The 21,933-nt window shown below is 66.4% G+C and carries 18 protein-coding genes and 1 pseudogene; 14 read left to right on the top strand and 5 right to left on the bottom strand.

From position 1 onward, the window contains the following. Positions 1–64: 64 nt before the first annotated feature. Positions 65–892, bottom strand: coding sequence for a sugar nucleotide-binding protein (locus V1460_RS06230; RefSeq protein ID WP_338672615.1), 828 nt, complete (start codon positions 890–892; stop codon positions 65–67). 288 nt (positions 893–1,180) lie between these two features. On the opposite strand from V1460_RS06230, the gene V1460_RS06235 reads away from it, so the two are divergent. Then, positions 1,181–1,900 carry an HAD-IA family hydrolase gene (locus V1460_RS06235; RefSeq protein ID WP_338672617.1) on the top strand — a complete coding sequence of 240 codons (720 nt, stop codon included), beginning with the start codon at positions 1,181–1,183 and terminating at the stop codon, positions 1,898–1,900. Positions 1,901–2,175: 275 nt separating this feature from the next. On the opposite strand, the gene V1460_RS06240 is transcribed toward V1460_RS06235, so the two are convergent. Beyond that, positions 2,176–2,577, bottom strand: a complete 402-nt coding sequence (locus V1460_RS06240; protein ID WP_338672618.1) for a hypothetical protein — start codon at positions 2,575–2,577, stop codon at positions 2,176–2,178. Between the two features lie 265 nt (positions 2,578–2,842). Between V1460_RS06240 and V1460_RS06245 the strand changes: the two genes are divergently transcribed. Next, positions 2,843–3,598 carry a DUF5707 domain-containing protein gene (locus V1460_RS06245; RefSeq protein ID WP_338672619.1) on the top strand — a complete coding sequence of 252 codons (756 nt, stop codon included), beginning with the start codon at positions 2,843–2,845 and terminating at the stop codon, positions 3,596–3,598. Between the two features lie 86 nt (positions 3,599–3,684). Here V1460_RS06245 and V1460_RS06250 read toward each other — a convergent pair whose 3' ends face one another. Beyond that, positions 3,685–4,245, bottom strand: a complete 561-nt coding sequence (locus V1460_RS06250; protein WP_338672621.1) for a Uma2 family endonuclease — start codon at positions 4,243–4,245, stop codon at positions 3,685–3,687. 742 nt (positions 4,246–4,987) lie between these two features. On the opposite strand from V1460_RS06250, the gene V1460_RS06255 reads away from it, so the two are divergent. Continuing rightward, entirely contained in the window at positions 4,988–6,088 is a 1,101-nt protein-coding gene (locus V1460_RS06255; protein ID WP_338677924.1) for an IS701 family transposase, read from the top strand. Between the two features lie 4,005 nt (positions 6,089–10,093). Here V1460_RS06255 and V1460_RS06265 read toward each other — a convergent pair. Further along, positions 10,094–11,443: an IS110 family transposase gene (locus V1460_RS06265; protein WP_338671540.1), complete on the bottom strand. Its 1,350-nt coding sequence runs from the start codon at positions 11,441–11,443 to the stop codon at positions 10,094–10,096. An 84-nt stretch (positions 11,444–11,527) separates the two neighbouring features. On the opposite strand from V1460_RS06265, the gene V1460_RS06270 reads away from it, so the two are divergent. The 6 genes and pseudogenes from V1460_RS06270 to V1460_RS06295 form a co-directional block, all read left to right on the top strand. Beyond that, complete coding sequence (locus tag V1460_RS06270; RefSeq protein WP_338672622.1) at positions 11,528–13,096, top strand: RHS repeat-associated core domain-containing protein; 1,569 nt, start codon at positions 11,528–11,530, stop codon at positions 13,094–13,096. Continuing rightward, positions 13,087–13,452: a hypothetical protein gene (locus V1460_RS06275; RefSeq protein ID WP_338672623.1), complete on the top strand. Its 366-nt coding sequence runs from the start codon at positions 13,087–13,089 to the stop codon at positions 13,450–13,452. Before V1460_RS06270 ends, V1460_RS06275 begins: the two co-directional genes overlap by 10 nt. A 308-nt stretch (positions 13,453–13,760) precedes the next feature. Further along, positions 13,761–14,108, top strand: a complete 348-nt coding sequence (locus V1460_RS06280) for a hypothetical protein (protein WP_338672625.1) — start codon at positions 13,761–13,763, stop codon at positions 14,106–14,108. A gap of 169 nt (positions 14,109–14,277) precedes the next feature. Beyond that, positions 14,278–15,297: an ISAs1 family transposase gene (locus tag V1460_RS06285; protein WP_338672627.1), complete on the top strand. Its 1,020-nt coding sequence runs from the start codon at positions 14,278–14,280 to the stop codon at positions 15,295–15,297. Between the two features lie 55 nt (positions 15,298–15,352). Next, positions 15,353–15,559, top strand: coding sequence for a hypothetical protein (locus V1460_RS06290; RefSeq protein WP_338672628.1), 207 nt, complete (start codon positions 15,353–15,355; stop codon positions 15,557–15,559). A 125-nt stretch (positions 15,560–15,684) separates the two neighbouring features. Then, positions 15,685–16,043 (top strand): annotated as a pseudogene (locus V1460_RS06295) (transposase family protein); the annotation flags it as partial. 253 nt (positions 16,044–16,296) lie between these two features. Here V1460_RS06295 and V1460_RS06300 read toward each other — a convergent pair. Then, a complete protein-coding gene (locus V1460_RS06300) occupies positions 16,297–16,488 on the bottom strand; it encodes a hypothetical protein (protein WP_338672629.1) in 192 nt (63 codons plus the stop codon). A 632-nt stretch (positions 16,489–17,120) separates the two neighbouring features. On the opposite strand from V1460_RS06300, the gene V1460_RS06305 reads away from it, so the two are divergent. The 5 genes from V1460_RS06305 to V1460_RS06325 all read left to right on the top strand — a co-directional run bounded on the left by V1460_RS06305 (position 17,121) and on the right by V1460_RS06325 (position 21,914). Next, entirely contained in the window at positions 17,121–17,453 is a 333-nt protein-coding gene (locus tag V1460_RS06305) for a hypothetical protein (RefSeq protein WP_338672630.1), read from the top strand. Between the two features lie 19 nt (positions 17,454–17,472). Then, positions 17,473–17,781 carry a pore-forming ESAT-6 family protein gene (locus tag V1460_RS06310; RefSeq protein ID WP_338672631.1) on the top strand — a complete coding sequence of 103 codons (309 nt, stop codon included), beginning with the start codon at positions 17,473–17,475 and terminating at the stop codon, positions 17,779–17,781. A gap of 115 nt (positions 17,782–17,896) precedes the next feature. Then, positions 17,897–18,394 (top strand): DUF6507 family protein, encoded by a 498-nt coding sequence (locus tag V1460_RS06315; protein ID WP_338672632.1) that lies wholly within the window; start codon positions 17,897–17,899, stop codon positions 18,392–18,394. Next, a complete protein-coding gene (locus V1460_RS06320) occupies positions 18,391–21,054 on the top strand; it encodes a hypothetical protein (protein WP_338672633.1) in 2,664 nt (887 codons plus the stop codon). Before V1460_RS06315 ends, V1460_RS06320 begins: the two co-directional genes overlap by 4 nt. Beyond that, positions 21,051–21,914 (top strand): immunity 49 family protein, encoded by an 864-nt coding sequence (locus tag V1460_RS06325; RefSeq protein ID WP_338672634.1) that lies wholly within the window; start codon positions 21,051–21,053, stop codon positions 21,912–21,914. The genes V1460_RS06320 and V1460_RS06325 overlap by 4 nt, the downstream gene beginning before the upstream one ends. The last annotated feature ends 19 nt before the right edge of the window (positions 21,915–21,933 follow it).

The following is a 21,933-nucleotide window of genomic DNA, read 5'->3' on the forward strand; positions in this document are numbered from 1 at the left end:
ATCGAGGGCTGCGCAGTACCACCGGAATCTGAGCGTGGACGATCACATGGCTGGCGAGATGAGTTCACGTCCCCAGGGCAAGGAACTGGCGGGCGCCGCGGAGCTTTGTCCGGAGCCGGTCCTGGGTGGCGCGGACGTCGAGGCGGACGTCGAGTGCTCCGGGAAGACTGCTCTCGGCCCGCAGGCCGGTGGGGAGCCGGGACGCGTCGAGCCCGTCACGCCGGGCGATGCGGGTGCCGAGTTCATGGCGGCTCACGGCATCGGTTCCTGCCAGGTGGTGGACGCCGGCCCGGTCGCTGGACGCGAGTTCCAGCAGGGCGGCGGCCAGGTCGGCGACGTGTACGGGGCAGCGGATGTCATCGGTGAACAAGGCGCCGGTGCGGGTGCCGGCCGCGAGGTCGTGCACCGCGCGTACGTGTTCCGATCGCTGGTCGCCGATGATCAGAGAGGTGCGGGCGACGACGGCTTCCGGGTTCACGAAGCGGATGCCGGTCTCTGCGGCGGCCTTTGCCGCGCCGTAGGGGGTGACGGGGTCGGGGAGGCGGGTCTCGTCATAGTGCACGTCCGCGCCGGAGAACACGGCGTCGCTGGATACATGGACCAGGCGGCTGCCGCGCTTCGCCGCGGTCATCGCCAGGCGGACCGGCCCCTCGGCCGTGACCGTCCAATCGGGCCCCCCGCTCGTCGCGTTGACGATCACGCGAGGCTCCACCTTGGACATGACTGCCTCGATGCGAGTGGAGTCGCGCAGATCGAGGGCGTGCCACGAGACCTTCGGAGTGCCGCCAGGCCGGGTGGCGAACGTCGCAGCCGTCGAATGGCCCGCCGCAATCGCCTGGCGGACCAGCTCAGTGCCCAGGAAGCCACTGCCGCCGATGATCAGGATGGTCATGGTGCAACACGGTAGAGGAGCTGCCACGCACGCGCTGGTAAGAAGCCGTTGTCGTAGCGAGCTTGATGGGCATTTCCGCAGTTCAGGCATGATGCCGGCATGGCGAGGCATGCTCGGGCCGTTGGGTTGTGCGGCTAACCGACCGGGGCTGGGCCGACAAGCCCACCCCGGGACGGTTCACGCCCGCCGCCGGGCCAGCCGGCGGCTCATGAGTATCGTCATCGACCACAGCACGGTGGGGCAGCGAATCGTCTCGTCTTCGCGTGATCGCCAACGAAAGAGCAACCAATGCAACCGATAGTCCTATTCGACCTAGACGGCCTTTTGATCGACTCCGAGCCGATCTGGGACGCGGCAAAGCGTGAAGTGTTCGGTCCGCTTGGCCTGCACCTCACAACGGAGATGCAGGTGGCGACGCGCGGGCTGCGGCAAAGGGACATGGTGGCCTATTGGTTCGATCGGGCCACCATTCAAGCCGACCCCGACGACGTCGAGCAGCAGATTGTGGCCGCCGTGTGCCGTAGGTTGGATGGAGTGGCGCTGAAACCCGGTGCCGAACACGCCGTCTCAACGTGCGCGCGTGCATCGAGGGCGATGGCCGTCGTGTCATCTTCGCCGGAGTCGGTGATTCGGCATGCGCTCGCGAGTACCGGCCTTGACCGATCTTTCGGTGCCGTGTTTTCGGCCGAAGACGACGAACACGGCAAGCCCCACCCGGGCGCCTATCTCCGCGCAGCCGCCGCCCTCGGCGCGTCACCCGACGAATGCATTGTGATCGAGGACTCGCTCAACGGCGTCCTCGCTGGCGTGTCAGCCCAGATGACTGTCGTGGCCGTTCCCGAGACCGCTGATCGCTGCGATCCGCGCTTTGCGATTGCCACTCACGTACTGGAGTCCCTCAAGGATCTCGATACTTCTGTACTCGGCGCGTATGTGTCCAGTGGGAGCCGGGACGTCACGTGGGCATCGCGTGCTGCGGATCCTCAGAGGGCGATAAGAGCCAACTAGCCCTGGTTTGCGTGGCCAGTCGGAGAGCCCGCAGGCGGACTTACCGGACAGAACCCCCTCCAGAAAGGCGGGGAGTCAGCGGTCGAAGCCCGCCGACGAGGCCCTCCGCGTGGATTCCGCGGCAGGCAGCCCGCCACCGGGTGGAGCGGATCAGCATTAAACGTGGGGAACTGGCTCTTATCGCCCTCTCAACCGTTCCGCGAACCAGATCGTGCAGTATGACCGTTGACCTGCTGGGATGTCAGGTCGCTTGAGAACGCGGCGGTCCGGGGTTCTCAGGCGATCTGGCTCTTACGGAAGTCGCGGTCTCGGTAGAGGCAGAACCTCCGGTAGAGGGGGTCCTGGGTTCCGAGGGTGGTGTAGATCCGTGCGAATCGTCGGCTCAGCTCGGCGGTCGTCGCGAGATAGAGCTCCTTGGGATCGGGGGCGGCTGTGGGCGGGTTGAGGATCAGGTGCGTCAGCACCACGATCTCGGGGAACGCCTCAGCCCGTCGGCGCCACCGCCGCGCGCCTGCGGTGAAGTGACCGTCACGGGGGTTGGTCGCCATGTGCACCGCGGTCAGCTCGCTAACCCAGTCGGCGACCTGGCGGTGGTTCTCCAGGGCGTCCAGGGCTTCGCGCAGCCGCAGCCGTTCGTCTCCCTCGGCGACCAGTCGCTTCTCGTTGAGGGCGTCCATGATGCAGATCTGCCCGACGCGCAGGAAGCCGCGGTACTTCTGCCCGCCGGCCTCGATGCGGGCGGCCTACGCCCTCGACGGACGGGCAAGCCCGGCAAGCCGGAACCGGGCTCTCGCGGGGTACAACCATTCCTCTCCTCCGTCCGTCTGATCACGCGAGTCACGAGACTCCCGAACTCACTCGGTGCAGCGTGAAGGCATCCTCACCGCTGACCCTCTTCTCCACACGAGGAAACACATGCGTATACGTGTCACTGCGACCGCCGTGACGACCTGCGGTGTTCTGACTCTGGGCGCTCTCACAGCCCCCGGCGCGCAGGCCGTCGGAGGCCCGACGATCACTAAGGTAGTCGTCAACGGTGGCAAGAACATCGTGGTGGGCCCGACTACCGCCACGAATTTCACCGCAACAGTGACCGCCTCGGACCGCTCTGGGGTCATCGAGACAGGGCTTGAGCTCTGGTACGGCGGTTCCAAGAGCGAAGCGAAGGGGTGGATCGCCAGGGCAGGCGATCTCAAGTGCAAGGCTTCCAGTTCCACCACGACCACCTGCACGATCCGTTTCCAGGTCATGGCCAATCGCAGGGCATTGGTCAACGAGGTAACCAACTCTTTCGCGGGCACCTGGCACGTCTCCCCTTCTGCCTTTTCCAGGAACCGGGTGCAGACCGTGGACGACTCCTTCACCACAGTCAAGGTGCAGCGTGCCTCCCAGCTCACCGTCAACGCCGCGCCAGAGCCTGTGAAGAAGGGCAAGACCGTCACGGTCACCGGGAAACTCTCGCGCGCGAACTGGGACACCCGCCAGTACGTGGGCTACTCGGGCCAGCCTGTCAAGCTGCAGTTCCGCGCGAAGTCGAGCGCGACTTACACCACGGTCAAGACCGTCACGACCAGCAGCACCGGCACCCTCAAGACAACAGTGGCAGCCTCGGCTGACGGGTACTACCGCTACTCCTTCGCGGGCACCTCGACAACCCCGGCGGCCAACGCCGCCGGTGACTTCATCGACGTGCAGTAAGCGAGGCCGAACCACAGCAACCTCCACGACGAGCCGGTGCAGTGGACGGCGAAGCATCCGGGCAAGCGTCGGCGGAACGGCCGGAGCTACCCGCGAATCAGGACCGTGGGGTCGAAGCCGATCGGGAACGGCTCGTCGATCTGGGCAAGGGCGCCAGCTGCGAACTCGCGGTCGGCGTAGGAGCCGCCGCGATGGCGGCCGACCAGCAGACTCGGTGCAGGCTCCAGCTCGATGCGCCAGTAGTGCTCGATGTCGGCCGCCGCGTACAGCGCGGGCTTCAGCTTATGGTCGGTGACCCGGGTTGCTGGCGAGGTGATCTCGACCACCACGAGCACGTCGTGCGCGGACGCCGCCACGCCCGCTGCCTCGGCGGCTGCGGCGTCCACGACGACCAGGTCCGGTACAAGCAGCCCATCGGGGACGATGACGTTGATCCTCGCGAAGATCTCGATCTCGGCGCCAGCGGCCACAGCGGCCTGCTCCAGGAGGTTCGCGAGCTGGCGACTGGCCCGCTGGTGACGCAGCCCGGGCACGGGGCCCATGAGCAGCTGCCCTCCGACCAACTCGACGCGCTGGGTGCTGTCCTTGGGCAGGGACAGGACATCTTCCAGCGTCCAGGGCCCGACGTGGCTGCGGGCAACGCTCACGGCCTTATCATCTCCTGACAGCACCGACCGAGGCAACGAAGTCCCCTATGCGGCGGAAGAGTGACGCAACTCGCTGAACCATTACTCCCATAGGGCGCGGACTTCACGCGGAAGGAGCAGAAGGGATCGATCTTCGAGCGCTCAGGGATCTCCCCCTCCAGGCGTACGGCCCGCGTGCTCGAGGGATCTCCCCCGATCCTGTCAACCTCACGGGCTCCCTTCGGCAGAAGGCGGGCTGGTCCGTCGTACAGCTCGGTCGTCGCAGTGGCAATCTGGAGTCCTTTCGTCAGCGTGTAGGGTCCGCGATTCGATGAGCACTGGGTCCTGCGGAAACTCGCGAATCCGCACCTCATGCGCACTACTCGTGTCGGTGTTCCATGAGCAATCGAGGGCGCTGAACCCGGCAACGTGGTCACCCTGCGTAGGCGTGGGCGATCGGGTCTATGAGGCAGGAGTGTCCTCGATCGCTACGTATCCGCAGGTCTCCGGGCTGCAGTCCGACTTGTGGTCCCGGCCCCAGAGGTAGCTGTCCCGCTCGGTGGCGCGGGCAGTTACGGCAGCTGTAGATAGGCGTGCTGGTGGTCGTCGTGGCTGGTCAGCGGGGTGATGGGGGTGGGTGCCGGCGTGAGGACGGCCGCCTCGATCATGGCGTGGTGTGACGCAGTATCAGAGCAAGGCGGCCGTTTCGGCCACGGTAGACCACGAAGGTCACGACAGCGCGTTCGGGAACTTGTTGGCCTCGGTGGCGGACTGTTTCGCCCGGTCCGAGACCCGGGAGACGTTCGCGCGGATGACGCGGGGCATGCTGATGGAGCTCGGGGACGTCAATTGCTGGAGCCTGGCCGAGGCGATCGGTGAGCGGGGCCCGCACCGCCTGCATCATCTGCTGTCCCGTGCGGTGTGGGACGAGGAAGCGGTGCTGGCCCGGACGGCGGCCTGGGCGGTGGCCCTGCTCGACGACGGTGACGGCATCCTGATCGCGGACGAGACGGGGGACGCGAAGTCCTCGACCGACGCGGTCGGTGCGGCCCGCCAGTACTCGGGCTCCCTCGGCGGTGTGGATCTGTGCCAGGTCGCCGTGCACCTCACCTTCGCCTCGCCCGCCGGGCACTGTTTGGTCGGCCGGCGCCTGTACTTCCCCAAGGACTGGGCCGCGGACGACGAACGCCGCGAACTGGCCGGCGTCCCCGATGAGCTGTGCTTCGCCACCAAGCCGCAGCTCGCGGCAGACCTGCTCCGCGCCGCCGTACTGCGGCAGGGCATATCCGCCTCGTTCTTCCTGGGCGACGAGGTCTACGGCGGGCGGGAGCTGCGGGCCTCCTGCCGCGAGCTGGGCCTGGGCTACGTCGTGGGGGTGCGCTCCAATCACCAGATCACCACCGGTCCGGCAAGGCTGAGCGTGGCCAAGGCCGTCGCCCGGCTGCCGAAACGGGCCTGGCAGCGGATGAGGACCGGAACCGGCCAGAAAGGCGTACGCGACTACGACTGGGCGATGATCGAGGTCACCCCCGACGACACCCCCGAGGGACACGACAGCAGCGCGGGTACCTCGATCCTGCTGGCCCGCCGGCACCGCTACACCCGCACCGTGTCCTACTACCGCTGCTTCGCTCCCGGGCCGGTGACGCTGGCGAGGCTGGTATCGCTGGTGTGTCTCAGGTGGCGAGTGGAGGACGACTTCCAGGATGCGAAGGAGATCTGCCACCTCGACAAAGGCCAGGTCACCTGCTGGAACTCCTGGCACCGCTGGAGCGTGATCGCCATGGGAACGGTGCCAACAACGCCTCGACCGACCAGGTCGCCGACCTCTGTTGGAAGTCGGAGAACGCCACCCTGTCGCTGAACGGTTCCAGCCACGAGCTGGTCTGGGACGCGGGCAAGAAGGTATGGAAGCTCTCCGGCGACGACGGCTCGCGCGTCGAGCGCCTCTACGACTCGGCCGAAAACGGCTCCGGTGACAAGGACTTCGAGTACTGGAAGGTCACCACGATCGACGGTACCCAGTACTTCTTCGGTAAGAGCCGCCTGCCCGGCTGGACCACCGGTGACCGTGAGACGAAGTCCGTCAACACCGTCCCCGTCTTCGGCAACCATGACGGCGAGCCCGGACACGCCGCCGACTTCGCCTTCTCCGCCGTGCAGCAGGGCTGGCGCTGGAACCTCGACTACGTCGTGGACCCGCACGGCAACGCGATGGCCTACTACTACTCGAAGTACGCCGGCTACTACGCCAAGAACAAGCAGTTCGACAGCCCAGCGGCATACACGCGGGACAGTGTCCTCACGCAGATCGACTACGGCCTCCGACACGGCCACGTCTACGACACGGCCAACCCCGCCGGCCGTGTGACCTTCGGTCTCGTCAACCGCTGTACGGCCGAGAGCTGCACTCTGGACGAGGAGCACAAGGACGACTGGGGTCCGGACGTTCCTGTCGACCTGCTCTGCACCAGCGGCACCAAGTGCCTCCAGGCTTCCCCGAGCTTCTGGTCCAGTAAGCGTCTGAAGTCCATCAACACCTACTCCCTCGTCGGCAGCACACTCACTTCGGTCGACAGCTGGACTCTGGCCCAGTCCTGGCCGGCCACCGGGGACACCTCCAAGAGGGCGCTCTGGCTCGACTCCATCCAGCGCACCGGCCGCGCAGGCAGCCTCGCTGACCTCACCCTTCCCGCCACGACGTTCGAGGGCACCCTCATGCCCAACCGCGTCGACACGGCGGACGGCAAACCTCCGCTGAACAAGTACCGCATCACCAAAATCACCAACGAGACCGGCGGCCAGACGCTCGTCACGTACAGCGCCACCGACTGCACCCCCTCGGCACTCCCCACCGCCGGCAAGAACACCAAGCGCTGCTACCCGTCGTGGTGGACGCGCGATGGGGCCGTGGACCCGGAGAAAGACTGGTTCCACAAGTACGTGGTCACCAAGGTCGTCGAAGACGACACCACCGGCGGCACCGGCTCACCGTCCAAGACCACCTCGTACACCTACGCCACACCCAACTGGCGTAAGGATGATGGCGAGTTCACACTCGACAAGCACCGGACTTACAACCGGTGGCAGGGATACACGTCAGTCGACACCAGCGTCGGCTCCACGAACCGGACCAAGACCGCCGCCACGTACTTCACCGGCATGGGCGGTCAGGTCTTCGGCGTCACCGACCGGCTCGACTTCGCCGGCCGCATCGCGCAAACCCGCACCTACGAGGGTGTATCCGGCCCGAATGTCGTGAAGACGACCAATCTCCCCTGGGAGTCGGAGGCGACCGCCACCCAGCAGGTCAAGGGCATCACGGACCCGGACAAGCCGAGCGAGGAGGCCCCCGACCTCCCCGCCAAGACCGCGCACCTGTCCGGCACCACCACCACCTTGAGCGAAACGCTGCTGGACGACGGCACCACCTGGCGGCGCAACACCACGACCCGCACCTACGACCCGGCGTACGGTCTCCAACTCACGGAGGGCGACGACGGCGCCGCAGGCAAGGTCGAAACGAAGTGCACCAAGACCACCTACGTGACACCGGACACCACGAACTGGCTGATCGCCTACCCCTCCAAGGTCGTCACGACCAGCCACGCGCCGTGCTCGGCAACCGCTCCGAACACAAAGGTCACAGGCGCTTCCCGCACCTACTACGACGGACAGGCATACGGGGCCTCCCCCAAAGCCGGCCTCGCGAACGCCACCAAGACCGAGGCCGCCTGGGGCCTCGACGCCTCCGGCCTGCTGGACTGGGAGACCACGGGCCAGTCGACGCACGACGCCTACGGACGGGCACTGAAGGTCACGGGCCAGGACGGCAAGACCACCACGACCGCCTACACCCCGGCCACCGGCGCTCAGCCGACGACCGTCAAGGTCACCGACCCCAAGGGCTACACCGCGACGTCCACGCTCGACGGCCTGCGTAGCCTCGCGCTGACGGTGACGGACGCGAACGGCCGCACCGCCACCTCCGCGTATGACTCTCTCGGCCGCCTCATCACCGGCTGGGCGAAGGGCCGGGCCACAACGGAGAAGCCGAACGTCACCTTCAGCTACAAGCTGTCGTCCACCAACCAGTCCACCGTGACGACCAAGAGTCTTTACGAGGACGGCACCACCGGCACCTCCGTCACTCTGTACGACTCGCTGCTGCGCCAGCGGCAATCCCAGACGGATGCCATAGGCGTCGTCGGCCGCATCGTCGCGGACACGTTCTATGACGACCACGGGCGTGTCAGCCGCACCAACGCGCCGTACTACAACAGCGACCCGGTATCGACGACGCCGTTCGTCGCGACCGACAACCAGATCCCCAGCGCCACCACGACCGAGTACGACAACCGCGGACGCACCACGGTCAGCACGCTGCTCACCCTGAACACGCCGAAGTGGTCGACCACGAACACCTACGGTGCCAACTGGTCGGCAATCGTCCCGCCCGACGGTGGCACGGCGACGCTCGCCGTCACCGACGCACGTGACCGCGTGATCGAACGCCGCGACTACAAGGACCGCACTCCTGTCATCGGCGCTGCGGCCACCCAGTACGAGAAGCACACCTACGAGTTCGACACAGCCGGCCGCCTGGCCAAGATAAGCGACAACTCCGGCCGGAACGCCTGGACGTACACGTACGACCTCCGGGGCCGGCAGATCACCGCCAAGGATCCCGACAAGGGCCTGGCCACCACCACCTACGGGGCCGACGGCCGCGTCGAGACGGTCAAGGACGCCCGCGGCATCGCCCTGGCCACCACCTACGACGAGCTCGGTCGCAAGACCAGCCTGCGCAAGGACTCGGTCACCGGCACGAAGCTCGCCCAGTGGACATACGACACCGTCACCGGCGGCAAGGCACTGCCGGCCACCTCCACCCGCTACGACGGTGCTGCCGCCTACACCACAGCGGTGACCGGATACGACACCGGAGGCAAGCCCACCGGCACCAAGGTCACCATCCCGTCCGTGACGGGAGAGGAAGAACTGGCGGGCACCTACACGGTCGCCACCACCAGCACCGCCGTTAACAGCCTCCCGCGCACAGCCAAGTACACGACCGGAAACAGCGCCGCCGCGACCATCCTGCCCACCGAAACCGTCACCAACCACTACGGAGCCCAGGACCAGCTTGCCCTCATCGACGGCGACCTCTCACAGGTCTACCTCCGCGGCGCGTCGTACACGCCGTTCGGCGAGCCGGCACAGGCCGAACTCGGCAACCTGGGCAAGCGCGTCATCCAGACCTCCACCTACGAGGCATCCACCCGCCGCGTGGCCACCAAGGTCGTCGACCGTGAGGCCACCGGACCGTCAACCCTCTCCGACATTCGCTACACCTACGACGACGCCGGAAACGTCACCCGGATCAAGGAACTCCAGAGCGACGCATCAGTCGAAGACGACCAGTGCTTCGACTACGACTGGGCCCGCCGACTGATCGACGCCTGGACCACCGCAGGCAGCTGCTCCACCAAGCCCTCAACAGGCGCCGGCACCGGCACCCTGGGCACAGTCGACCCCTACTGGACGAGCTGGACCTTCACCGACACCGGCCAGCGGGCCACCGAGACCCAGCACAAGGCAGGCCCCGTCTCCGCCGACACCACCCGTACGTATACCTACCCGACCACAGCGAACGCTGCCCAGGCCCACGGTGTCCGCAGCGTAGCGGCCAGCGGTGGCACGACCGGTACGGACACGTACGCCTACGACAAGACCGGCAACCTCGTCACGAAGGACCCGGCTGTCGGCGCCACCCAATCCCTGACCGGAAAACTCGGGGGTTCGACGGGCATGGCGATGTGGCCCCTGGGGCTGTGCCGACGGGGTTGAGGGGCGGTGCGGTGGTGTGTCAGGCGCCTGCCGGGGTGAGGGTGACGTCGTGGCCGAGGGCGGTGAGCTGGCGGACGAGGTCGCGGGTCTTGCGGGCGGGATCGAGGTTCTTGGTGTGCCAGTCGGGGCCGAGGTCGCGGTAGCGGGCGGTGGGGTCGTTCAGGAGGTGCCAGACCGTGACCAGGATGGAGCGGGCGACGGCGACCAGTGCTTTGAGGTGGCCTCGGCGTTTGACGATGCGGCGGTAGCGGGCGCCGAGGAAGGTGTCGGTGCGGGCGGCGGAGATGGCGGCTTCGCCGAGTGCTCCGCGCAGCCAGGGGTTGCCTTTGCCGGCGGGTCCGGAGGTGTTCTTCGGGCCGGACTGGAAGGTGCGTGGGGATAGGCGGGCCCAGGAGGCCAGGTGGTCGGCGGTGGGGAACACGCTCATGTCGGTGCCGATCTCGGCGAGGATGACCTGGGCGGTGGCCGGTCCCACCCCGGGGATCTCGTCCAGGCGCTCGACGTCGGTCAGCGGCATCAGCATGCCCTGACCGGGCCGGTCGTCGTCCCTGTCACCGTCCCTGTCGTCGTGGGTCGTGGACAGCTCGGTGAGACGGGTGGTGATGCGGGCGGTGAGCTTGTCGATCTGCATGGTTAGGTAGTCGACGGTGTCCAGCAGCATCCGCAGCATGAACGCGTGGTGTTCCTCGAACCCGCCCGCCAGTGCCTCTTGAAGGGCCTGGGGGCTGGCTTTGATGGTGCCGTGTGCCAGGTCGGCCAGGGCCCTGGGGCTGCGTTCGCCCGCGATCAGCGCCTCGAGCATCGCGCGGCCGGAGACGCCGAAGATGTCGGAGATCACCGAGGACAGCTTGATCTGCGCGTCCTCCAGGAGCTTCTCCGCGCGCTGCTTGTGCCGGGTGCGCTCGTGGGTGAGGACCGCGCGGGAACGGGTCAGGTCCCGCAGCTCCCGCACCGGCTTTGGCGGCACGAACGAGGCTCTGAGCATGCCGCGTTCGGCGAGCTTGGCCAGCCACACCGCATCGAGCCTGTCGGTCTTCGGGCGGCCAGGCACGTTCTTCACGTCACGCGCGTTGACCAGCCAGCATTCAAGCCCCCGCGCCTCCAGGAGAAAGAAGAACGGCTTCCAGTACGTCGAGGTCGCTTCCATGACCACCCGGGTGACGCCCTGGCATATCAGGTGGTCCGCGAGATCCAGGATGGCGCCGCTGGTCGCGGCCACGTGCCACACACGCTGTACTCTCCGGCCGGGCTTGTCCTCGTGCGGCACCCGGGTGCACACCATCCCGGATGCCTTGGCGATATCGATCGCCGCGACCCGCTCCACCAGCTCCGGTCCCTGCTCGCTCTCCTCGGCATCCGTCTCCGCCACGGGCGCGTGCCCCTTCCCCCTCGTTCCGTTCGTACAGGCGGCGCCCGCCCCAAGGGGCCACGGGGAAGACGAAATCTGACCGGCGTGCTCTACGGCAACAAGGCAAGGCCCCGCAGCGGCCCCTGCACCAGACTGACCTACGGGCTTGGTGTCCCAACGAGCAACCGGAGTCGGCGAGCGGGCGCCGCGATCATGTTTTCACGCCGGCAAGGCGTTCCCCGACAGGGACCAGAAGGGCTGACCTGGAACGACGAGGGCAAGCTCGCCACCTCAACCGCTTCCGGCTCCACCACGTCGTTCCTCTACGACCCCGACGGCACCCGCCTCCTCAAGCGCGAGCCCACGAAGACGACCCTCTACCTGCCCGGCGGCCAGGAACTCATCCTGACCAAGTCCACCGGCACACTGGCCGGCAACCGGTACTACAGCGTGCCCGGCGGCTCCGCAATCCGCTCCAGCGACGGACAGGTCCGCTTCCTGGTCGCCGACCACCACGGCACCAACACCCTCTCCATCACCGCATCGAACCTCGCCGTCAACCGCCGCAAGCAACTCCCCTACGGCGCTGAACGCGGCACACCACCCGCCTTCTGGCCCGGCCAGAAAGGCTTCGTCGGCGGCGACATCGACACCACCACCGGCCTGACCCACATCGGCGCCCGCGAATACGACACCAAACTCGGCCAGTTCATCAGCGTCGACCCAATCCTGTCCCTGGACCAACCCCAGTCCCTCAACGGCTACAACTACGCCAACAACAACCCCGTCACAAAAAGTGACCCCACCGGCCTTCGCGAAGTCTGCAGCGCATACGGCAACTCGTGCACCCCAGCAGCACCAGGACCGACAGACTCAAACATCTGCTACGCCAACTGCGGAGGCAGCAGCGGAGCCGGCGGCTCTGGTGGAAGTGGCGGGACCAACGGCACAGTAAGTACTTCCAACGACGGGCAGCCCGTGATTGACGGGATCCGGATGCCTAAGTTCAACGAACTCAGCAACTACGCAGCCGCCTACAAGTCCCAGGACACATACGGCTACCGCCTAGAGTCGTGGGCTAAGAATCAATGCTTCGGGCGAAACGGGTCGAGTAGCGGCTACACGGCATTCTGCGGCACCGCGCAGAGAGCGGGCCTACTTGAAGTCGGCGACGATCCATTCGGCGTAAAGGTTATAGGCCGATGCGTCACCAGCGGGGAGAACTGCGGAGAAGCAGCCGTCACCGCTGCCCTGTACCTCGTAGGCGCAGGATTGGAGTGGGCTGCCGCGAGAAGCGCGGGAGCGAGCGCCGGCTCTGCTGTTGCGGGACGAACCGCAGTCGTTCACCAGGGTCCTGCGGACACGGTTCAGATTTTCCGGAATGTGGACGCTACCGAGTTTGACGCCATTGCCACGACGGGCAGGTTCGGGACCGGTGAGGGCCAGATGGAGGGGAAGTGGTTTGCGACCGAGGGCGGGCACGCCGACCGGTGGGGCGAGCTGCTCAACCGTGGTGACGGCCTGACCGTCACCACGCGGATACCCAAGTCATTGGCTGACCAGTTGCACCACCATGCGGGTAAGTTGGACGGTGTCGGCCCCGGCTACTACGCCGATGGCGACCAACTCGCGCAGATCAACAAACAGATGAGCGGAATCGAGCTGTGGCCGTGATGGAGAAGATCGAGAGTCCAGTGGCCGAGGGCGTGGTCACTTGGCGCACGCATGAAGAGGGCGGGCGAAGGTCGGGCCCGCCGACCGCGCCCGTCTATATGGCCACGGCGGTGTTCGTCCAGGGCAGCGAGGAGGAGGTCCAGCCGGGCTGGCCGGCTTCGGCGGACCAGCTGAGCATCCTGTTGCAGGAGACCGAGTGGTTGGACGACGATCACCGGCGTTGCCTGGTGGGATTCCTCGCACCTGAGTTGGCGCTCCCTCATATGCGTCCCGGAGCAAAACTGCTGGTCTTGGAAGGGCCGCGCACGGTCGCCCGCGTGCGGATCGAGACCGTGCTCGAACAAGAGCAGAGGTGACCTCCTCCGGATTCAGAACGCTTCCGCTTGCCACTCAGCAAGCTTGATCAGCCTCGATTTGTCAGCGATGACCGGGCTTCCGTGAGGTGATCGGTTTACCCTGGTTTGTCTTCTTGGGGAGGTCAGGGTCCGTCGCGTGTCGCTGCGGCTGCGCCGGGTTCCGCGGGCCCGGGTGGTGCTGGTGTCCTCCGTTCTGGTCTTCGTCGGGGTCGGGCCGGCCGTCAGGTGGCGTCACAGAGTTCACTAGTGGGGGCAAGGACTGGGCTTCCATCCCGATCGTAGTCACAGAGGCGAGGTAGAGCGGTTCGATGGAGCTGAGTTTTTGCGGCCTGCGGCGAATTCCTGAGGAAGAGCTAGTCCTGAAGGACATTCGGTACCTGGCGCTGATCGAAGTTGACCTCTCGTCGTTGTATCGCCGTTGGGGGCGCCCCGATATTGCCGTGGATGATCTGGCTGAATGGTTGTGCTTCGCGTTCTCGTTGCCCAATGGGGATAAATTTGCCCTGCAGCGGGAGGCCCAGCATCCTCCTACCTCCGGATTCCTCCTCAGTGTGACCATCGGGCTATTCAGCGAAGAGGCGGCAAAGCAGGTCACTGCAGCCTTGGATGTTCATGGAGCCCGAGTTCTTGAGGTAAGCGGTGAGGTGACCCGATAGCCTTCAAACAATGGGCCCGCACCGGTCACCGCCCAGGGCAAGGCTTCGGCGTAGTCGCGTGACGCCCGGTTCGTGACGGTCTGCCAGCTCAACCGTCCCTCGGAACATGACAGGCACGGGCTTCCAAGATCATGGAGTTCTCGACGCCCCGTGATCCAAGTGGAAGACCGTGCCTGCCGACGAATCATTGCTGATCCCGCCTGCCCTTGACCAGCTCCGCGAGCATCCCGAAGTGGTACCCGAGGAGGTCCCGGGCCTGCTGGAGCGGCTGGCTGAAGTGCCCGACCCGCGAGACCCGCGCGGGGTACGCCACCGCCTCGCCGCTGTGCTCGCGCTCACCGCGTGTGCCGTTCTGGCCGGAGCGACCTCGTTGCTGGCGGTCGGCGAGTGGATCGCCGACGCCCCGCCACACGTGCTGGAACAGGTCGGCGCCCATCCCGATCCCCTTCTGCCGGGGCGGATCCTGCCCGCCGAGACAACGGTCCGCCGGCTGCGGGCCCGTATCGACGGCGACGCCCTGGACCGAGCGGTCGGACGCTGGCTCGCGGATCGCCGCCCGAAGGAGCCCGGCGCCGCCGGGCTGCGCGGCCTGGCCGTGGACGGCAAGAGCCTTCGCGGCGCGGCCAAGGCCAGGGGCCGGAAGATCCACCTGCTCGCCGCACTGGACCACACCACCGGCCTGGTCCTCGCCCAGCTGGACGTCGGCGAGAAGACCAACGAAATCACCTGCTTCCAGCCACTGCTGGACACCCTCGCCGACCTGGCCGGGGCCGTGGTCACCAGCGACGCAATGCACAGCCAGCGCGAGCACGCCGAGTACCTCCTGGGGCGAGACGCGCACTACATCGTGATCGCAAAGGGCAACCAGAAGAAGCTGCACAGGCAGCTCAAGTCCCTTCCCTGGAAGGACATCCCGCTTCAGGGCCGCACCAAGGGTGTCGGCCACGGCCGCTCGGAGATCCGCCGGATCAAGGTCGCCACCGTGACCAACCTGCTCTTCCCCGGAGCTCGTCAGGCCGTCCAGATCAAGCGCCGCCGCACCGACCGCAAGACCGGCAAGACCACTATCAAGACCGTCTACGCGGTCACCAGCCTCACGGCCGAACAGGCCACGCCTGAGGAGGTCGCCAGAGAGCGCCAATACAAGAACACCGAGGTCAACGACGGCCTCACCATCAGGGTTAGATGAGCTAATGGATGGTTGGCTGAGTGGCACTCGACGGATTAGTGGCAGGGAGGACCTTGTGGCGTTCCTCAAGGAGGCGCGACTAGACCTAAACCGAAACCCTGAAGAATGGGAAAACTCATCACTCGATGCATTCCTTGAGGCGTGGGCGGCGTGGCTAGAGGCCATGCCGAACTGGTGCGCCAACAGGGGGGTGGAAACCCCAGTCGAGCCCAGTTGGGAACTGGTGGGGCAGATGGTTATGGCGGCGCGCATCTACGAGTAGCTGCTTTCGGCCCAATGAGCTCTTTCCAACCTGACGTTCGAGCCGGGCCGTTGGGCTGACAGACAGGTGAAGCCCCTGGTGAATGGGTTTTCGACCAAGAAATCCGTCTCCGCCAGGGGCTTCGTGTGCTTGTCTTGCCGTCCGGCGTCGACGTGTCCAGCTCTGCCCGCTTCCTCTCCGCCAAGCTGCGCAGGCATCGCCGGGAGCTCGGCACCCGGTGGCGGCACCTGAGCGCGGGCCGACAGGCCTGCTCACGTTGTCCCACCTGCGCAAAGGCCACCCGGACGCCCAACTCGGCGCCGGGTTCGGCATCAGAATCTCCACCGCCTACCGCTACATCATCGAGGCCGTCGGGGTCTTGGCCGCCCTCGCCCCCACTCTCGCCGAGGCGGTCCGCACGGCATCCGTGAAGGTGTTCGTGCTGCTGGACGGGACCCTGCTGCCGATCGACCGGATTGCCGCCGATCGGCCGTTCTACTCCGGCTGTGATGATGGTCGTGCCGCTCCGGTAGTGGCGTGAAGCAGGCCCCGGACCTGGCGCCCGATCAGCCGGACCGGCATCGAGTAGTGGTCCTGCCGCACGGTGATCTGCGCGTAGCAGTCCACCCGCGGGGTCAGCAGCCGCCCCGTCTCGAAGTGGTCCTCGGGCAGCGGTTGCAGCAGGGGTTTTACGATGGCGAAGTGCTCGCTGACGGTGCGCGGGCGCTCGCCGATCCGGCGCTGGTCGTCCTGCGGTCCTACTCGTCGATCCGGGCGTTGAGCTCGGCGAGGGTGGTGACGTCGGGGACGGGGACCAGGTGGTTGCGGCGGAACCGGCCGACTTCGCCCTCGACGCCGCCCTTCTCGTGGGCGCCGTCGATGCCCGGTTGGCAGTAGAAGGCGTCCAGTCTCGCCCGGGAGCGGAACGCGGTCCAGCGGTCTGTCGCCACCCGGTGTCGGCGTACACCCGAACGCGGCCAGTGAGGTACAGACATACGTCCCCAGCCCGAAGAGGTTCAGCTGCAGGCTGGAAGGCCGGGGCCGCCCGATCTCTCAGGGTGCGGGACAGGCCGGCCAGTCAAGGGCGCCCTTCGGGCGTCGCTACGCGATGGGGCAACGCCCCACCCTGGACAGCCCGTCCAGTCCCGAGGCAGGCTGGCTATCGGGCGGCCCCAGCCCTGTGACGACCGCGCAGCTGGCCACGTTCGCGTGTACCTGGCTGGGGAGAAAACCTCGTCCCCCGACACCCGGGCCCGGGTGAATCCGAGCACCCGGGCCACCGCGGAGGTGAGGTTGTCATAGCGGACCTGGCCCCTGGGTATGCCCAGCACCTGGAAAGCGTGGACATGGCCCTCGGAGAAGGCTTCCTGCCCCTGCTAGGCCGACAGTCGAGGGGTCCTGCTCCGAGGGCTGCGCCAGTGCGCGTGGTGGTGAAGCTGTGACGCTGACAAGTCACTTGTGGCTGGATTTGCATTGCGGCTGCAATGCCTGATTGATACAAATGATCGAACCCTCGCCTGTGGCATGACCATGACGGTTAGGGGGTGGGTGTGGTTCACGACTGACGCACGGGGGTGTGTGGATGAAGTTCGACATGGGGTCGACGACCCTGTCCCAGCTCGGCAGGAGCACGGTCGCGTCCAGTGACGACCTGGGCGCCTTGATCCAGCAGTTGGTGGCGGCGGCGCAGCCGTTGGAGGGGAAGTTCAACGGGGCCGGCCGGGCCGCGTTCGATGCGTTCAAGGACCGTTCGGATGAGATCACGGCGGCGTTGAACGGGTCGCTGCAGGCGATCCTGGGTGGTCAGGCGGGGATGGACGAGTCCTTCACCACCGGTATGCAGGAGCAGACCGACAACGTCAACCAGCACATGAGCGCCGCCAACTTCGACGCCGCCCGGTTCGGCGCGCGCTAGGCCCGGGGGGACCACAGACATGCCTAACCTGGATCGCAACTCGTACGACATCGCCGCTTCGACCGAAGTGCAGGGCAGCCTGCTGGCGATCGTGGGCCGCCTGGAGCTGGTGCTCGGCGACCGTGATGCCGCGGTGAAGGCCGCGATGGCCGAGTTCCAGGCCGACGGGGTCTCCGAGGAGTACCACGGCAAGGAAGTCCGCTGGAACAAGGCGGCCAACGAGGTGCGCGAGATCATCAAGCTGGTGCGTTCCACGCTGGAGCAGAACGACGAGACCGCCCGCTCGACGCTGGCGAGGGCGAAGGCCGCGGTCGACGGCATCGGCTGACACAGCGGATCCGGCTGACAGGGCTGATCCGGCGGGGCGGTTGGAAAACAACGGGGAAGCAGGCGGCGCCGGTCGGGCTTGACGGGTGCCGTCGCGGGTGCTGCGGGGGCGTTTTGTGACGAAGTGGGATATTGATCCGGTCGGTGTGCTGGCCACCCTGTCGACGACGGGAGAGGCGGCCGGCCGCCTGGAGAGCGCGTTCGACTCGATGATGAAGGACCTCGCGAGTGCCGCGGCCTCTGCGGGCACCGTCCTTGCGGGTGGCGACTACAACCCGGCGGCGGGTCCGGTCGTGCCGGGAGCGGTGCGGCCCAACGTGACGAAGCAGCCCATGATCGGCCCCGTGGTGCCGGGCACCGAACGTCCCGAGGTGGCGGTGTCCGCCCCGGCGATCGGCCCGGTCGGTGCGGCGTTGAACGCCTACCTTGAGGCCCGGATCGCGACGATGTCGTCGATGGCCGCACGCACCGGCAATGCCGTCAAGGGTGCCGCCGAGGCCACCAACCACTACCAGCACGGCAACCTCACGATGGCGAACAACGCCCAGGAAGAGGTGGTGCGGGCACCCGAGACGCTCGACATGCCAGGCGCGGACCGTCGGGGGGTGCGGTGAGCAAGCAGCCGGTCTCCGCGGCCCAGGTCCCTGAGTTCACCGGCAGCCTGGAGCAGTTGGAGAGAGACGTCTCGGCGATCAGCGGTGACGCCTCGTCCATCTGGTCGGCCGGCACCGACGTCGATACGGCCTTTCGGGGGCTGTCCTCGTACTACCAGGCCCCGGAAGCCGAGCAGTTGTTCGCCGTCACCACACCCGTGGCCACAGGCGCCAACGAGTTCAGCGACGAGTTGGAATCAATAGCCCGCGCTCTTGGCGCCTACGCCGGCGAAGTACGCCCCCTCGTGCAGAAGCTGGAACGCCTCAAGAGCGAGGCGGCCGAATTCGAGACCCGCATCGCCGGGGACGACGAGTGGTCCTACGACGACGCGCTGATCGATGAGAACAATGCGCGCCGCGACGAGATCAACGCGGCCTACTTCGCCTTCCAGGCGGCGGAAATCGCCTGCGCCAACAAGATCCACGCACTGGTGAGCTGCTTCCGCTACGTCCCCGACAACGGCGACGAGACGCGCGCGGACAACGAGTACGGCTACAGCCTCGACATGCTCAACAACGCCGAGGGTCTGCCCTGGGGCGACAGGCTGGATGAGTCCATCCACTGGTACGAGCTCCACCGCCAGGTCAAGCACTTCGTCTGGGACGGCCTGATCATCGACTTCGGCGTGGGCACCGTCCGCGGAATCGGCACCCTCTTCGGAGCCGACGGCTCCGACGCCGCCCTGCAAGCCTGGGACAACCTGGGCAAGATCGCCGTCGGCCTGATCCACCTCACCACCCCCATGGCCCTTCCCTATCTGGCCACGCCGGACGCGTACATGCCCCAGTACCTGCGCGAGAGCCGCACCGCCCTGAAAGAGGCCGGGAAGGCCATGGTCGCCTGGGACCAGTGGGGCAAGGACAACGCCCGCGCCGCCGGCGCCACCTTCGGCAACGTCATCACCACCGTCTTCACCGGCGGAGCCGGCACCACCCTCAAAGGCGGCGCCATCGCCCGCGGCATCTCCACGGCAGGCAAAGCCGCACGCTTCATCGACCCCATCCAGATCGCCGGAACCGGCATGCGCTTCGGCACGGTCAAACTCGGCGACGCCCTAGCCAACTTGCGCATGCTCCACAACGGTGACTACCTGAGGGTCGGCGAGGGCGCATACCGACTCGACAACACCCCCACCCCGCGGGCCGAGACCGCTGCCTTCCCACCCGAGAAGTTCGAGAAACTCGTGGACTTCGACGGCAACACCATCTACGCCCCCAAAGCCGGCGGACACTGGCTCAACCCCGACGGCACCCTCTACAAGAACACACCCGCAGCAGTCGAGGGATCGCACACCCAGCGAGCCGCCGCCGGGCAGGAGCCGGTTCCTCCAAGAGAGCCCGCACTGATAGGCGCGGGTACCCGCGTCGGAGAAGTCACCGCCCACACCGGAGGCGGCCTCGGGCAGGGAGCCGCCCGAGGAGCTGCCGGCGAGAGTGTGGGCGCTACCCGCGACCTCACGTCAGGGCGAACCGGTGATACGTCCGCCGGACAACAGACTGGGCATGGCAGCGGTAGCAACGGAGTACCACCCCGCTCGGGCGGTTCGGGCGGTGGCCTCCATGGTCCGGGGTATGGCGGCGATGACGCGCTAGGCACTTCTGGGCGCCCCGCCGATGACGTAGTCGCAGGGAACGACGCAGGCGGAGACGGTAAAACAACTGATCGTGGACCTGACGGAAGTACCTCGCCACAGCAGCCTGCGTTTGTGCGCCCCAGCCACATGCACGATGGCGCCAATCCGTATGGTCCTCGCGGGTCAATGACGCTTGAACAAATTGAGGAAATTCAGGTCTACCGAGCCAACACCGACCCCGACTATTTTGACCGATATTACCGGGTGGACGGGACGCGCAAGGATGTAGAACTGCGCGACGAGAGCGGGTATACGCCGCCTCAGCTCACACGGGAGTTGGATGACGGGACACGGATCCGAGCCCAGGATGCCCCAGCTCCTCCGAAGCCTCATTACCTTGACGATGACTACGTCCGCGTTTCCGGGGATGCAGTCACGAGTGACGCTCGTCGAAAGATCCTGGCCGGCGCGGCACAAGACAGGCACTTCGCCGTTCAGTGGAACAACCTGGCAGAGCATTGGAAGGCGGAAGCGGGAGAGGCGCACAAGGCCCAAGGCTCCTTCGAATCGGGAGGGTTGTGGGGGGAGGCCAAGGGCACGTACAAGGAAGCCCACACTCATATGGGCGACAAGGCAGAAGCCTTCGGTGAAGCGGCGGCCAGGCACCACTACATGGCTGAACACTACCCAGGATTCGAGGAGCAGGCGCTGCTCGGCCCGAAGAACGGAAATGACCAGTTCGATCAGGTGTGGCTACACGAGGACGGTCGAGCCGTTGTTATCGAGGCCAAGAGCAGTCCAGGTACCGAACTCGGCAGTCGTACCCTTCCAAAAGGAAGGCAGGTATCCCAGGGGAGCAGGGAATACTTCCTCGACATCATTCGCGTCATGGAAAAACGAGGCGAACTCGAAACGGTGAAGGCTCTGGAGGCTGCTCTGGCGCAGGGTAAGCTTGAGTATGTCGTTGTCAAGGGCGGGAAGAACAGCGGCACGTACAATGGCTTGCTCTACCGACGCTTCGACATCAGCAAGGGGACCCTTCCGTGACCGTAGTTATCGCCAGGCACGGCTTGCCGGCAGGAGCCGACGCCGAGAGGTACACGGAACGGCTAGGCGAGCACCTGGCCCAGAAGATCGACACTCTCGAGGTGTCGGCCGGCCTGATCGACTCCACGTTCAACACTGGCGTTCTCGCATTGCAGGCTCGCTGCGTCATCGATCCCAGGTCGGCGAAGATCGAGACGTGGGAGGCCGCGGTCACCGCGATGCAGCTGGGATCGGCACTGTTCGCCGTAACGGGTTCGAGTGAAGGGCCGGTTCAGTGCCGTATCGACCGAAAAGAGCGGACTCTTCAAGCCATCGGCCGGAGCGCGTCCGCCAGTGCGGGTGAGTGGCTGACAGCATTCTGGTTGGCAGTCATCTGCCGTGAGCAGGAGCGGATGACGCAGTTGTGCGAGATCCCTCTGGAGCGACTGCGTGTGCCTGAGGGGCAATACGATGAGTACATCTACCACTGGGTCGACGCCCTGCAGACTTACTGGCTGCGGCGTCCCGGGCTGGTGGAGAAGCTCACCGCTGCCCTTCAGGCGTCTGACCCCGCAGTGGCGCGGATTGCGCCGCGGGATCTCCTGGATGGCGTGCTCTATCCGCCGATCAATCTCTTCTATCACTTCGTGACCAGGGATGTGCAGGGGTTCAGCCCGGCTCTGGAAGAGGCCCTGAAACTACACAAGGCGTATTGGACTCTCAACCAAGAGCGCACCGAGGACATTGAGGGCAGCATCGCTTTGGAGCCACTGGCCATCGCGTGTCTCGCCTATGACGGCGAACTTCCCATCGAGGTCGAGTCCGAGTATCTGCCGATTCACTTGCTCCACCGCAGTTGGCTGGGCGAGTTCCCCACGTGAAGCGTAGAGTCGCTGACCC

This window comes from Streptomyces sp. SCSIO 30461 (assembly GCF_037023745.1).
GTDB lineage: Bacteria > Actinomycetota > Actinomycetes > Streptomycetales > Streptomycetaceae > Streptomyces.

Coding starts and splice junctions, on each gene's coding strand:
- V1460_RS06230 (WP_338672615.1), bottom strand. CDS start 892: ATGACCATCCTGATCATCGGCGGCAGTGGCTTCCTGGGCACTGAGCTG.
- V1460_RS06235 (WP_338672617.1), top strand. CDS start 1,181: ATGCAACCGATAGTCCTATTCGACCTAGACGGCCTTTTGATCGACTCC.
- V1460_RS06240 (WP_338672618.1), bottom strand. CDS start 2,577: ATGGACGCCCTCAACGAGAAGCGACTGGTCGCCGAGGGAGACGAACGG.
- V1460_RS06280 (WP_338672625.1), top strand. CDS start 13,761: ATGGAGCTGAGTTTTTGCGGCCTGCGGCGAATTCCTGAGGAAGAGCTA.
- V1460_RS06305 (WP_338672630.1), top strand. CDS start 17,121: ATGAAGTTCGACATGGGGTCGACGACCCTGTCCCAGCTCGGCAGGAGC.
- V1460_RS06310 (WP_338672631.1), top strand. CDS start 17,473: ATGCCTAACCTGGATCGCAACTCGTACGACATCGCCGCTTCGACCGAA.